The organism is Micromonospora sp. HM134, assembly GCF_007833915.1.
Taxonomy (GTDB): Bacteria; Actinomycetota; Actinomycetes; order Mycobacteriales; family Micromonosporaceae; genus Micromonospora; species Micromonospora wenchangensis.
The window spans coordinates 1,587,012-1,600,194 of the sequence record NZ_CP041061.1; the positions used below are offsets into that span (position 1 = coordinate 1,587,012).

At 73.6% G+C, this 13,183-nt stretch carries 14 protein-coding genes and 2 pseudogenes; 14 read left to right on the top strand and 2 right to left on the bottom strand.

The genetic code is table 11. The features are described 5' to 3' along the window. From FJK98_RS07380 to FJK98_RS07440, 13 genes and pseudogenes are all read left to right on the top strand, one after another. Nucleotides 1–1,080 (top strand): amidohydrolase family protein, encoded by a 1,080-nt coding sequence (locus FJK98_RS07380; protein ID WP_145918358.1) that lies wholly within the window; start codon nt 1–3, stop codon nt 1,078–1,080. A gap of 77 nt (nt 1,081–1,157) precedes the next feature. Beyond that, nucleotides 1,158–2,564: a proline--tRNA ligase gene (gene proS, locus FJK98_RS07385; RefSeq protein WP_145918359.1), complete on the top strand. Its 1,407-nt coding sequence runs from the start codon at nt 1,158–1,160 to the stop codon at nt 2,562–2,564. Between the two features lie 135 nt (nt 2,565–2,699). Beyond that, complete coding sequence (locus FJK98_RS07390) at nt 2,700–3,347, top strand: DUF402 domain-containing protein (RefSeq protein ID WP_145918360.1); 648 nt, start codon at nt 2,700–2,702, stop codon at nt 3,345–3,347. Nucleotides 3,348–3,591: 244 nt separating this feature from the next. Beyond that, on the top strand, nt 3,592–4,068 hold the full coding sequence (rpsP, locus tag FJK98_RS07395) for a 30S ribosomal protein S16 (RefSeq protein WP_088646708.1): 477 nt from the start codon (nt 3,592–3,594) through the stop codon (nt 4,066–4,068). Next, nucleotides 4,043–4,303, top strand: a complete 261-nt coding sequence (locus tag FJK98_RS07400; RefSeq protein ID WP_172862164.1) for an RNA-binding protein — start codon at nt 4,043–4,045, stop codon at nt 4,301–4,303. The genes rpsP and FJK98_RS07400 overlap by 26 nt, the downstream gene beginning before the upstream one ends. Before the next feature lie 2 nt (nt 4,304–4,305). Beyond that, nucleotides 4,306–4,890 (top strand): ribosome maturation factor RimM, encoded by a 585-nt coding sequence (gene rimM, locus FJK98_RS07405; RefSeq protein ID WP_205789490.1) that lies wholly within the window; start codon nt 4,306–4,308, stop codon nt 4,888–4,890. 15 nt (nt 4,891–4,905) lie between these two features. Further along, entirely contained in the window at nt 4,906–5,694 is a 789-nt protein-coding gene (trmD, locus tag FJK98_RS07410) for a tRNA (guanosine(37)-N1)-methyltransferase TrmD (RefSeq protein ID WP_145918362.1), read from the top strand. Between the two features lie 142 nt (nt 5,695–5,836). Next, a complete protein-coding gene (gene rplS / locus FJK98_RS07415; RefSeq protein WP_145918363.1) occupies nt 5,837–6,193 on the top strand; it encodes a 50S ribosomal protein L19 in 357 nt (118 codons plus the stop codon). Nucleotides 6,194–6,385: 192 nt separating this feature from the next. Further along, nucleotides 6,386–7,207: pseudogene (lepB, locus tag FJK98_RS07420) on the top strand (signal peptidase I); the annotation flags it as partial. Between the two features lie 164 nt (nt 7,208–7,371). Next, nucleotides 7,372–8,007, top strand: coding sequence for a signal peptidase I (gene lepB, locus FJK98_RS07425; protein ID WP_145918365.1), 636 nt, complete (start codon nt 7,372–7,374; stop codon nt 8,005–8,007). A 58-nt stretch (nt 8,008–8,065) separates the two neighbouring features. After that, the gene (locus FJK98_RS07430) at nt 8,066–8,545 is read left to right on the top strand and encodes an NUDIX hydrolase (protein ID WP_145918366.1); all 480 of its coding nucleotides are present in this window, start codon (nt 8,066–8,068) and stop codon (nt 8,543–8,545) included. After that, nucleotides 8,539–9,351, top strand: a complete 813-nt coding sequence (locus FJK98_RS07435; RefSeq protein ID WP_145918367.1) for a ribonuclease HII — start codon at nt 8,539–8,541, stop codon at nt 9,349–9,351. The genes FJK98_RS07430 and FJK98_RS07435 overlap by 7 nt, the downstream gene beginning before the upstream one ends. Beyond that, nucleotides 9,348–9,671, top strand: coding sequence for a DUF2469 domain-containing protein (locus FJK98_RS07440; protein WP_011905215.1), 324 nt, complete (start codon nt 9,348–9,350; stop codon nt 9,669–9,671). The genes FJK98_RS07435 and FJK98_RS07440 overlap by 4 nt, the downstream gene beginning before the upstream one ends. A gap of 58 nt (nt 9,672–9,729) precedes the next feature. Here FJK98_RS07440 and FJK98_RS07445 read toward each other — a convergent pair whose 3' ends face one another. Next, nucleotides 9,730–10,836, bottom strand: a complete 1,107-nt coding sequence (locus FJK98_RS07445) for a sulfite oxidase (RefSeq protein WP_145918368.1) — start codon at nt 10,834–10,836, stop codon at nt 9,730–9,732. Nucleotides 10,837–11,098: 262 nt separating this feature from the next. Here FJK98_RS07445 and FJK98_RS07450 point away from each other — a divergent pair. After that, a pseudogene (locus tag FJK98_RS07450) lies at nt 11,099–11,650 on the top strand (murein hydrolase activator EnvC); the annotation flags it as partial. A gap of 210 nt (nt 11,651–11,860) precedes the next feature. On the opposite strand, the gene FJK98_RS07455 reads toward FJK98_RS07450, so the two are convergent. Continuing rightward, on the bottom strand, nt 11,861–13,051 hold the full coding sequence (locus FJK98_RS07455) for an aminotransferase class V-fold PLP-dependent enzyme (protein ID WP_145918369.1): 1,191 nt from the start codon (nt 13,049–13,051) through the stop codon (nt 11,861–11,863). Nucleotides 13,052–13,183 lie beyond the last annotated feature (132 nt).

Below are 13,183 nucleotides of genomic sequence, written 5' to 3' on the forward strand. Positions count from 1 at the left end.
ATGGCTCTGCATGTGCGCGGTGTGCTCCTGCCCGACGACGAGGTCCGGGACGTCTGGCTCGACGGCGACCGGGTCACCTTCGACCCGGTGCCCGGCGCGGAGACGGTCGCCGACTCCGGGTTCGTGTTGCCCGGTCTGGTCGACGCCCACTGCCACCTCGGCATCGCCCGGGGCGCCACCCCGGTCACCTCCCTCGACCAGGCCCGCACGTTGGCCCGTACCGACCGGGACGCCGGGGTGCTCGCGCTGCGCGACGCCGGCTCGCCGTACCCGTACCCCGAACTCGACGACGAACCGGACCTGCCGCGACTGGCCCGCGCCGGGCGGCACGTCGCCCCGCCGAAGCGCTACCTGCGCGACATCGGGCTGGAGGTCGGCGCGGCGGAGGTGGCCGCGACGGTCACCGCGCAGGCCGCCGCCGGCAACGGCTGGGTCAAGCTGGTCGGCGACTGGATCGACCGGGGCGTGGGCGACCTCGCGCCGGCCTGGGACGCCGACACGATGGCCGCCGCCGTGGCCGCCGCGCACGCCGCCGGGGTGCGCGCGGCGGTGCACACGTTCAGCGAGTCGGCCGTGGAGATCATGGTGCGGGTCGGGGTGGACTCGGTGGAGCACGGCACCGGGCTGAGCCCCGACCTGATCGACCTGATGGCCCGGCAGGGCACCGCGCTCGTCCCCACGATGATCAACATTCGGACCTTCGGGGGCATCGCCGCCGCGGCCCGCCCCAAGTTCCCCGGCTACGCCGACCACATGCTCGCCCTGCGCGACCGCTTCCCCGAGGTGGTGCGGTCCGCCCACGAGGCCGGGGTGCCGATCTACGTGGGCACCGACGCGGGCGGCGGCATCGACCACGGGCTGGCCGCCGAGGAGATGCTGCTGCTGCACGAGCAGGCCGGCATGCCCGCCGTGGACGTCCTCGCCGCCGCCTCCTGGCGGGCCCGGGAGTGGCTCGGCTTCCCCGGCCTGGTCGAGGGCGGCCTGGCGGACCTGGTCGTCTACCCCGAGGATCCGCGCCGTGACCTGCGGGTGGTCCGGTCACCCAGCCGGATCGTCCTGCGCGGCCGGGTGGTCCGCTGACCCCGGCCGGGCCGCACGGGGCGCGGCAGCGCGCCCGATGACGTCGACCTCGGGCGGGGCGCATAGGATGTGCGGTCATGGCTCGCGTGCTCACTCCCCGTGCGGAGGACTTTCCCCGCTGGTACCAGGACCTGATCGCCAAGGCGAAGCTGGCCGACAACGGCCCGGTCCGGGGGACCATGGTCATCCGACCGGCCGGCTACGCCATCTGGGAGCGGATGCAGGCCGAGATGGACGCCCGGATCAAGGCGGCCGGCGCGGAGAACGCGTACTTCCCGCTGTTCATCCCGGAGAGCTACCTCAAGCGCGAGGCGGAACACGTCGAGGGCTTCTCGCCGGAGCTGGCGGTGGTCACCCACGGTGGCGGCAAGCAGCTCGCCGAGCCGGTGGTGGTGCGCCCCACCAGCGAGACGGTGATCGGCGAGTTCATGGCGAAGTGGATCGACTCGTACCGGGACCTTCCGCTGCTGCTCAACCAGTGGGCGAACGTGGTCCGCTGGGAGTTGCGCCCGCGGATCTTCCTGCGCACCAGCGAGTTCCTCTGGCAGGAGGGGCACACCGCGCACGCCACGCGGGAGGACGCCCGCGCCTACGCCCGCAAGATCCTGCACGAGGCGTACGAGGACCTGATGGTCAACGTGCTGGGCATCCCGGTGGTGGTCGGGCTGAAGACCACCCGGGAGCGCTTCGCCGGGGCGACCGCCACCTACACCTGCGAAGGCATGATGGGTGACGGCAAGGCGCTCCAGCTCGGCACCAGCCACGAGCTGGGGCAGAACTTCGCCAAGGCGTTCGACATCAGCTACTCCTCGGCCGAGGGCGGCCGGGAGCACGCCTGGACGACCTCCTGGGGCACCTCCACCCGGATGCTCGGTGGGCTGATCATGGCGCACGGCGACGACAACGGGCTGCGGGTGCCGCCGAGGCTGGCCCCGGTCCAGGCGTACATCATGATCGTCAAGGCGGGCGACGGCGTGGGCGAGGCGGCGGCCAAGCTGCGCGACGCGCTGCGCGACGCCGGGGTCCGGGTCGCGCTCGACGACCGTACCGACACCGCGTTCGGCCGCCGGGCCGTCGACGCCGAGCTGCGCGGCTATCCGGTACGCGTCGAGGTCGGCCCCCGCGACCTGGCCGCCGGCAACGCGGTCGTGGTCCGCCGGACGGACGGCTCGAAGGCACCCACCCCGGTCGCGGACGTGGTCGGCGCGGTGCTGGCCGCCCTGGAGGCCGACCAGCAGGCCCTGCACGACGAGGCGCTCGCCCACCGGCGGTCCCGTACCGTCGAGGTGTCCACCCTCGCCGAGGCGATCGAGGCGGCGGCCACCGGCTGGGCCATGGTGCCCTGGTCGGCCGTCGGCGTGCCGGGTGAGGCCGAGGCCAACGGCCAGGGCGTCACCGTCCGGTGCCTGCTGCGGGCCGACGGCTCCGTGCCGGACAGCGAGGACGAGCCGGACCTCACCGCCATCCTGGCCCGCGCCTACTGAGCCGTTTCACGGCCGACCCGGGGCCGTCCCTGCCGGCGGTGCCCCCGTCGGCACGGCCGGACCCGGGGTACGCGGTCGGTGTCCGGACCGCCGGGCCGGTGCCCCCGCAAGTCCGTGCAGAGCTGTGGAGGTGTGGTGCGTTTCGAACCGGGCCAGCTGATCATGCACCGGAACGTGCGGCACGGCCGGATCGGCTGGGTCCGGCCGGCCCGGGTGGTCCTCGACGACGACCGGGGCCTGCTGCTCTGGGTGGCCCGGGACACGCCGGTGGCGCACGAGGTCACCGAGGCGGGGCTGGGGATGCGGGCGGTGCCGTTCACCGAGTGGATCACCTCGTCGTACCGGCTGGCCCGAGGTCGGTGGAACGGGCCGCCGGTGCTGAAGTTCCTGCCCACGGGCGCAGCCCACTCGGTCTGGTTCTTCCGCGACGCCCAGGACCGGTTCGTCGCCTGGTACGTCAACCTGGAGGAGCCCGGCGTCCGGTGGGACGACGGGTCGCTCGCCGGGGTGGACATGGTCGACCAGGACCTGGACGTGGTGGTCCACCCCGACCACAGCTGGCAGTGGAAGGACGAGGACGAGTTCACCGAGCGGCTCGCCTTCCCCGACCACTACTGGGTGGCCGACGAGGGGGCGGTCCGCGCCGAGGGGGAGCGGGTGATCGCCCTCGCCGAGGCGGGGAAGTTCCCGTTCGACGGCACCTGGTGCGACTTCGTCCCGCCGGCCGACTGGACGCCCCCGACGGAGCTGCCGCCCGGCTGGGACCGGCCCCCCGTGCGGTGAGTGTGTCGTGGCCCACTCCCGGCCGGAACGCCCGGCGGGCCGGTGGGGTGGGCCGATGTGAGTGTTCGCCAGGTGATCTGGCAGAATGGTTCGCTGGTATCCGGCGCGCGTTCGGCGCCCTCTAACCCGGGCGCGTCGCCAGTCCATCGAGCAGTCTCCGGCCCAACCCCACTGTGCCGGTCGACGCTCACCCGTGCACCGCCCGTAGCCGGGTCGGTGAAATCGCAACAGGAGCGAAACAACTGTGGCCGTAAAGATCCGGCTCCTGCGGATGGGCAAGATCCGCAACCCGCAGTACCGCATCGTCGTCGCGGACTCGCGTACCAAGCGTGACGGTCGCGCGATCGAGTTCGTGGGCGTCTACCAGCCGAAGGAAGACCCCTCGATCATCGAGGTCAAGTCGGAGCGGGTCCAGTACTGGCTCTCGGTCGGCGCGCAGCCGAGCGAGGCCGTCCAGCGTCTGCTGGAGCTGACCGGCGACTGGCAGAAGTTCAAGGGCCTGCCGGCCCCGCCGCCGCTCAAGGTCGCCGCCGAGCGCGCCGACCGCAAGGCGGCGTACGAGGCCGAGGCGAAGGCCGCCGCGGGCCTGGCCCCGGAGACCCCGGCCAAGCCGGCCCGCAAGGCCGCCAAGGCGGAGGCCCCGGCCGAGACCGAGGCGCCGAAGACCGAGGCTCCGGCCGAGGCCCCGGCTGCTGCTGCCGACGCCGGTGAGCAGGCCTGACATGCCGCTGCGTCCCGCCCTGGAGCACCTGGTCAAGGGGATCGTCGACCACCCGGACGACGTGCGCGTCCGCATGGTCGACTCCCGTCGGGGCAAGCGGCTCGAAGTCCGCGTGCACCCGGAGGATCTCGGCACGGTGATCGGGCGGTCCGGGCGGACCGCCAAGGCACTGCGTCAGGTGATCGGCTCCATCGGTGGACGCGGGGTACGCGTCGACATCGTCGACTCGTACTGATGCTGCTCATCGTCGGCAGGATCGGCAAACCGCACGGCATCCGCGGTGAGGTCACCGTGGAGGTGCGGACCGACGAGCCCGAAGCGCGGTTCGCCCCCGGCGCGGTGCTGTGCACCGAGCCGGGGGCGACGCCCCGGGTGGCGGCACCGCGCCGGGGCGGGGCCGAGCCGGCCGAGGCCGCCGCTCCCGGCGTGGCCTACGAGGTCCCCGGCGAGCTGACCATCGAGGCGGCCCGCTGGCACCAGGGTCGGATGCTGGTGGCCTTCGAGGGGGTGCTCGACCGGGAGACCGCCGAGGCGTTGCGCGGCACCCTGCTCGGGGTGGACAGCGCCTCCGTCGCCCCGCCGGAGGACCCGGAGGAGTTCCACGACCACCAGCTGGTCGGGCTGGCCGTGGTGACCCCCGCCGGGGAGCACCTCGGCGAGGTGGCGAAGATCGACCACGCGCCCGCCTCCGACCTGCTGGTCCTGCGCCGTCCGCAGGGGGGCAGCGCGCTGATCCCGTTCGTCAAGGCGATCGTCCCGGAGGTCGATCTCGCCGGCGGACGCGTCGTCGTCGACCCGCCGGCCGGTCTGCTCGACCTCTAGCCGGAAGCCACCCACATGCGCGTCGACATCGTGTCGATCTTCCCGGAGTACTTCGCCCCGCTCGACCTGTCCCTGATCGGGCGGGCCCGGGAGCAGGGCCTGCTCCGGCTGGCCGTCCACGACCTGCGGGACTGGACCCACGACGTGCACCGCACGGTCGACGACACGCCGTACGGCGGCGGGCCGGGTATGGTGATGCGGCCCGAGCCGTGGGGTGAGGCGCTGGACGCGCTGGCCCCCGACGAACTGGCCCCGGACGGTCTGACCCTGCCCCGGCTGCTGGTGCCCTCCCCGGCCGGTGCGCCGTTCACCCAGGCGATGGCGCACGAGCTGGCCGCCGAGTCGCACCTGCTCTTCGCCTGCGGCCGGTACGAGGGCATCGACCAGCGGGTGCTCGACCACGCGGCGACCCGGCTGAAGGTCACCGAGGTCTCGCTCGGCGACTACGTGCTCTTCGGCGGCGAGGTCGCGGTGCTGGTGATCCTGGAGGCGGTCACCCGGCTGCTGCCGGGGGTGCTCGGCAACGCCGGTTCGCTGGACGACGAGTCGCACGCCCAGGGCCTGCTGGAAGCCCCGATGTACACCAAGCCGGCGAGCTGGCGGGGGCACGAGGTGCCCGACGTGCTCCGCTCGGGCGACCACGGGCGGATCGCCCGCTGGCGGCGCGACGAGGCGCTGACCCGGACGGCCCGCCGACGGCCCGACATGATCGCCGCGCTGTCCCCGGAGATCCTGGACAAACGGGACGTGGCCGCGTTGGAGCGGGGTGGCTTCCCCCTGCCCCCGGGGGATGTGGCAAAGTAGAGGGGTTGCCGCATCCGTCCACGCCGTGGGCGGCTGCGAGGATTCCCGACCGGGGTCGGCCCGCCGGCAACCACCCGGGGATCAGAATCACCCATCCGCGCACCGAGTGACGGTGCGCCGTGAGCATCACGAGGACGCAGCGATGAACATCCTGGACGCCCTTGACGCCCAGTCGAAGCGTACCGACCTCCCCGACTTCCGGGCCGGTGACACCGTCAAGGTGCACGCGCGGGTCGTCGAGGGCAACCGGTCCCGGGTCCAGATCTTCCAGGGCGTCGTCATCCGCCGCCAGGGTGACGGTCTGCGCGAGACCTTCACGGTCCGCAAGGTCAGCTTCGGTGTGGGTGTGGAGCGGACGTACCCGCTCAACGGCCCGGGTATCGACCGGATCGAGGTCGTGACCCGTGGTGACGTGCGCCGGGCCAAGCTCTACTACCTGCGCGAGCTGCGCGGCAAGAAGGCCAAGATCAAGGAGAAGCGCGAGAAGCAGCCCAGCTGATCTCCGTTCGCCACGCCGCCTGACCTGCGCGGATGTCGTATCGACCAGAGCGCATTACGCTGATCGGTACGGGCGCAGACCGGCGGGTGGCGTCGCGACGACAGGTCGCGGCGCTCCGATCGTCCCTGCCGCCCGTGGGGCCTCGACGAGGCTCCCGGGCGGTAGTGTCGTTTCTGCGGACCGGGGAGTGGCGTGGTGCAGGTGCTTGACTCGAACGGCACAGCGGACCCGTGGCGTCGGCGGGCCCGCCCCGCCCGTCGGCAGATGCCCCTCTGGCAGGAACTGCCACTGCTGTTGATCGTGGCCTTCTGCCTCGCGGTGCTGATCCGCACCTTCCTGCTCCAGGCCTTCTTCATCCCGTCCAGCTCGATGGAGGACACCCTCCTCATCGGCGACCGGGTCCTGGTCAACAAGGTCGTCTACGACATGCGCGACCCGCTGCGCGGCGAGGTCGTGGTGTTCCGGGGCACCGACAAGTGGGTCGCCCAGGAGAATCCCGTGCCACCGGCCGGCGCCGCCGGCAAGATCGGACGCACCCTCGGCGATCTGGTCGGGGTGAGCCGCCCCGGCGAGAAGGACTTCATCAAACGGGTGATCGGGGTGCCCGGCGACCGGGTCAAGTGCTGCGACGACCAGGGCCGGGTCATGGTCAACGGCATCCCGCTCGACGAGCCGTACGTGGTGCGGGACTCCCCGCTGGACGTCCCGCCGAACCCGAAGGAGTGCCGGTCCCGCCGGTTCGACGAGGTGGTCGTACCCCCGGGGCAGATCTTCGTGATGGGTGACCACCGGCTGGTCTCCCAGGACGCCCGCTGCCAGGGCCCGGTGCCGATCGACAACGTGGTCGGCCGGGCGTTCATGGTGGTGTGGCCGTCGTCGCGGTGGGCGTCGCTGCCGGTGCCGGCCACCTTCGCCAGGCTGTCCGACTCCGCCGCCGCGAACACCGCCCCGGCCCCGGTGCGGCCGACCCCGACCGGCGACGTGGTGCTGCTCGTCCCGGTCGCCGCCCTGCTCGCCGCCGTCACCCGGTCCGGGCGCCGGGCGTGGTCCCGCGACCCCGCCCGGCCCGACGGCCGGGGCCGGGTCCGACGACGGGAACGGTGGCGACGGGCCGGGTGGCGGGAACACCTCCGGCGTTCCGGGCGGCCCGTTCGGCTCCGGCGACGTAGGCTCCACCCGTGATTGACGAGCAGACCGAAAAGCCGCGCAGCTCCTTCTGGAAGGAACTGCCCATTCTCCTGGGCGTCGCGATTCTGGTGGCGGTGCTGGTCCGCGCATTCGTGCTGCAGACCTTCTTCATCCCGTCGCCGTCCATGGAGAACACCCTCAAGATCGACGATCGGGTGCTGGTCAACAAGCTGGTCTACGACTTCCGCTCACCGCACCGCGGCGAGGTGGTGGTGTTCAAGGCGCCGACCGAGTGGAGCGGCAACCCCGACGGTGAGGACTTCATCAAGCGGGTGATCGGGGTCGGCGGTGACCACGTGGTCTGCTGCGACGCGCAGGAACGGCTGACCATCAACGGCAAGTCCCTCGACGAGCCGTACATCTACTCCGCCAACGGGCAGCAGGACAAGCCCGCCGACCAGGAGTTCGACATCACCGTCCCGGCGGGGCGGCTCTGGGTGATGGGTGACCACCGCTCGGCCTCCGGCGACTCCCTGGAGCACTGGCAGCAGTCCGGCCGCAACATCGACAGCGCCACCATCCCCGAGAGCGAGGTGGTGGGCCGGGCCTTCACCGTGTTCTGGCCGTTCGACCGGGCCACCTGGCTCAGCGTGCCGAAGTCGTTCGACGGGATTCCCAACCCCTGACCGGCCGGGCCCGCCCCGGGCATGGCCGACCACAGGCACCGTCTGGCAGGCTGATGCGGTGACCGTCTTCCACCCCCGACGTGCGGCCCGCGTGCTGCTCGTCGACGCGTCCGGCCGGGTGCTCCTCTTCGCGGGCACCGACCCGGCCCGCCCGGGTCACCGGTACTGGTTCACCCCCGGCGGTGGGCTCACCCCGGGGGAGTCCCCGGCGGCCGGGGCCGCCCGGGAGTTGGCCGAGGAGACCGGGCTGCGGCTGACGCAGGCCGAACTGGGCCGGTCGGTCCGCTCCGAGACGATCGAGTTTCCCTTCGACGGCGTGTGGTACCGCCAGGAACAGGAGTTCTTCGTGTTCCGGGTGCCCGCCTGGGAGGTGGACACGGCCGGCTTCGACGAGATCGAGCGGGCCAGCGTCACCGGGCACCGCTGGTGGTCGGCGGCCGAACTGGCCGACACCGCCGAGCGGTGCTACCCCGCCGACCTGGCCGACCTGCTCACCCAGGTGGTGGGGGCGGCCCCCGCTTCGGAGCCGTCGTGCTGACCCCGCCGCGCACGGTGGTGCGCCGCGACGGTGGGCTCTACGCGCTGGAACGGGCCCTGCAACGCCGCGGCTTCCGGCACGTCGCGGGCGCGGACGAGGCCGGCCGGGGAGCCTGCGCCGGCCCGCTGGTGGCCGCCGCCGCGGTGCTGCCCGAGGGGCGACGCGGCGAGATCGAGGGACTCGCCGACTCCAAGCTGCTCACCCCGGCCAGCCGGGAACGGGTGTACGCCGAGGTCGTCGCCCGCGCCCTGGCGTACGCGGTGGTGGTCATCCCGGCCGAGGAGGTCGACGCCCGGGGGCTGCACGTGTGCAACCTCGCCGCGATGCGCCGGGCCCTGGCCTCGCTGACCACCCGCCCCGAGTACGTGCTCACCGACGGCTTCGGGGTGGACGGGCTGGACGTGCCGGGGCTGGCGGTCTGGAAGGGCGACCGGGTGGCGGCCTGCGTGGCGGCGGCCAGCGTACTGGCCAAGGTCACCCGGGACCGGATCATGGTGGAGCTGGACGGACGCCACCCGGGGTACGGTTTCGCCGAGCACAAGGGGTACATCACGGCCGAGCACACCGAGGCGCTGCGCGAGCGGGGGCCCTGCGTGGAGCACCGGTTCTCGTACGTCAACGTGGCCGCCGTGTCGGGCCGGGAGGGTGCCCCGCCCCGGGCCCGCCGGCCGCTCGGCGCAGCCGCTCCCGAGCCGATGGAGCGCTCGGGCCCGACAGGGGGTACCGTCGGCGTGGCGTTGGGCGAGCAGCCTCGGCCTCCGGCACCGGTGGGGGAAGATGTGGTCATGGAAGGCGGAGTGCGATGAGCGCGGAAGATCTCGAAAAGTACGAGACCGAGATGGAGCTGCAGCTCTACCGGGAGTACCGCGACATTGTCCGTCAGTTCTCCTACGTGGTGGAGACGGAACGCCGCTTCTACCTGGCCAACCAGGTGGACCTGCACGTGCGCAACTCCGACGGCGAGGTCTACTTCGAGGTCGAGATGCACGACGCCTGGGTGTGGGACATGTACCGTCCCGCCCGCTTCGTCAAGAACGTCCGGGTGATGACGTTCAAGGACGTCAACGTCGAGGAGTTGGAGAAGCCCGACATCTCGCTGCCCGCCGACTCGGGCTTCGGTAGCTGACCGGCGGCCCGGCGTCGGCGTCCCACCCGCCGACGCCGGACCCCGGCCCGCCCCGCCCTCACTCCGCGACGACGAGCACGTCGACCCGCTGGACGAGGTTGTTGGCGAACCCACCCCGGTTCCACGGCTGCTCCACCGGCTGCGTCCGCCCCGACGCGTCGGTCGCCCGCGCCCCCAGCGCGTAGCGGCCGGGCTGCGGCGTCCACGCGTACCGCCAGCGACGCCACGACCAATCGCCACCGGCCGGCGGGTCCAGGGTGGCCGGCGACCAGCTCGCCCCGCCGTCCGTGGTCACCTCCACCGCCACCACCGGGCCGTGCCCCGACCAGGCGCGACCGTCCACCGTGCACGGCCCCGGCCGCAGCACCCGCGACCGGGACATGAAATCCGGGAAACCCGGCGGCCGGACCAGCGCCCGGGGCTCGATCCGGGTCACCGGCACCCCCGGGTCGTCGGCGTCGCGCCGCAGCCGGTAGGCCACCGCGTTCTGGTAGCCGTCGAACTCCCGGGTCAGCACGCTGATCGTGCGCAGCCACTTGACGTGCGCCATGCCGTACCAGCCGGGAACGACCAGCCGCAGCGGTGCGCCGTGCTGGGGCAGCAGGGGAGCGCCGTTCATCTCGTACGCCAGCAGCACCTCGTCGCGCAGCGCGTCGTCGACCGGCAGGGCCCGCTGGTAGTCCTGCTCCACCCCGCGCTCCACGCCGTGGTCGGCGCCGGTGAACACCACGTCCACCGCGTCGGGCGCGATCCCGGCCTCGCGCAGCAGCGGCGCCAGCGGGGTACCGGTCCACTCGGCGTTGCCCACCGCCTCCACCAGCCACGGCTGGCTGACCGGGCGCGGATGCAGCAACGCCCGGCCGTTGCCGGCGCACTCCAGCGTCACCCGGTGGGTCACCCGGGGGCGTTCGCGCAGTTCGGCCAGGCCGAGCCGGAGCGGCCGACCCACCGCCCCGGCCACGGTCAGCGTGTGCGCCGCCGGGTCGAGGTCGGGGATGTCGTAGTGGATGAGCAGGTAGTGCAGGCCGGCCGGGGTGACGTCGTAGCGCAACGCTTCGAGCGGTATGCCGTGGTTGCGGGCGGCCAACTGGAGTTCCTCCGGGCTGATCGCCTCGTCCGGGCCGGCGACCCGCGAGGGCCGGCTCACGTCGTCCATGGTGGTCATCGGTGGCCTCCCGGTCCGCGCCGCACTGCGATCCCGCCAGCCTAGACCGGTCCGCCGGCCGGCACCGTCGTAGTTCCGCCCCGGCGGCCGGCACTGTCCCCTTCCGTTCCGCCGGCCGGCACCGCCGTCGTTCCGCCCCGGCGGCCGGCACGCGGCATAACAGATCCACCGGTCCGCCGGGCGTTTTCCACAGCCCGTCCCGTCATCCACAGCGGACACCAGGTGCGCGGCACCACGCGGGCGGCCCCGGCATGCTGCGGTGATGCGCACAGGACTACGGCAGGTGACGGCCCTCGGGGTCGCCGTGCTCGTGTTCGGCTCGCACTGGCTCCCCGGCCGGCCGACCACGCCACGATCCGCCCCGCTCCGGGCCGCGCCCGCACCGGCGTTCCGGTGGCCGCTCGACGGCCCGCCCCGACCGGTACGCCCGTTCGACCCACCCCCGCTGCCCTGGCTCGCCGGCCACCGGGGCGTGGACCTCGCCGCCGCGCCCGGTGCCACCGTCCGGGCCGCCGGGGCCGGCACGGTGCTCTTCGCCGGCATGGTCGCCGGCCGACCGGTGGTCACCGTCGGCCACCCCGAAGGGCTGCGGACCACCTACGAGCCGGTACGTCCCCGGGTGCACACCGGTGACGTGGTGGCGGCCGGCGCCGCGCTGGGCGTGCTGCTGGCCGGGCATCCGGGCTGCCCTCCGACGGCCGCACCGTCCCACGGCTGCCTGCACTGGGGCGCCCGACGTGGCCCGGAGTACCTCGACCCGCTGGCCCTGCTCGGGCTCGGCCGGGTCCGCCTGCTCCCGGTGACGGCCGGCCTCAGCCTCGGCGTCGGACCGGGTTCCACCGTCGACGCCGGGTTCCACCCGGCCCGCGACGCCGCTACGGATCGCCGCCCGGCCAGCGGCAACGCTCCCGACGCGACGACCCGCACCGGCGGTGGTCGACGATGGGGTGCCGGGCCGGACGGGGTCGCCCGGCGGGACGACGCGGCACCCTGCCGGTGCGGTCGGCGCTCCGACGGCGGCGGCTCAGCCCCGCCCGACCCCGGCCAGCAGCGCCGGCAACCGGGCCGCCAGCCGCTCGTACTCGTCGGGGGTGTTGTAGACCTGGCCGCACAGCCGCAGCCAACCCCGACCGTGCCAGGCCATCACCGCCACCTCGGCGGCGAGGCGTTCGGCGATCCGGCCACGCAGGGCAGCGGCCTCCTCCAGGGTGCCGGCGACGCCCGCCGGCAACGGCACGATCCGCATCGCCACCCCCGGCCCGCCCGGGTCGGGCAGGTCGGCCGGGGGCACCCCGAGCGCGTCCCCGACCACCTGCTGCCCGTACGCGGCCAGTGCGGCATTGTGCGCCCGGACCCGTTCGACACCGAGGCTGCGCAGCGCGTAGAGACCGGCCGGGGCGCTCAACCAACTCGTGTAGTCGAGGGTGGCCTGCCACTCGACGTTCCCCGGGAAGCCCTCGGCCTGTTGCCAGGACACCACCAACGGCTCGATCCGCGTCCGCCACGACGGGGCGACGACCAGCACGGCGGTGCCGCGCGGGGCGAACCCCCACTTGTGCAGGTTGCCCACCCAGAAGTCGGCCCCGATCGCGTCGACCTGCACCGGCAGCATCCCGGGCACGTGTGCCGCGTCCACCAGCACCGGAATGCCGTGCTCCCGGGCCACCGCCACCAGCGCGGCGACCGGCAGCACCCGGGCGGTGGCCGAGGTGAGCTGGTCGACCAGCAGCAACCGGGTACGCCCCGGGCGCAGGCCGGCCCGGACGATCTCCACGATCTGCGCGTCGGTGGCGGACCGGGGCAGGTGCAGGCTACGGGTGGTCGCGCCTGTCCGGCGGCACTCCCGGGCGACGGAGTAGTTCACCGCGCCGTACCCGTGGTCGGTGCCGAGGACCTCGTCGTCGGGGCGTAGGCCGAGCGACTGGAGGACCACGGCCACCCCCGTCGTGGTGTTGCCGACCAGCGCGGTGCCCTCCGGATCGGCACCGAGGAAGGCGGCCAGGTGCCGTCGGGTGTGGGCGAGCCGGTCGATCAGCGCCATGCCGAAGAAGCGCTGCGGGTTGGCTTCCATCTCGTCGCGCAGCCGCCGCTGGGTGCGCTGCACGCTGAGCGGTACCGCACCGAACGCCCCGTGGTTGAGGTAACTGACCGAGGGGTCGAGGGTGAAGAGCAGTCGGGCCCCGGGAATCGACTCGGGCGGCGTCGGGACGCTCATCGGGCGATCGTAGCCGGCATGTCGCCGGGCGGCCGGACCGATCGTCGCCGGTCACCGCACCCCGCTGAGGGCGTTGTCCCATCCGCTCCGGACCGCGACCGTGCCCGGCCCCGGGGCAGAGCTTGCGCGAGC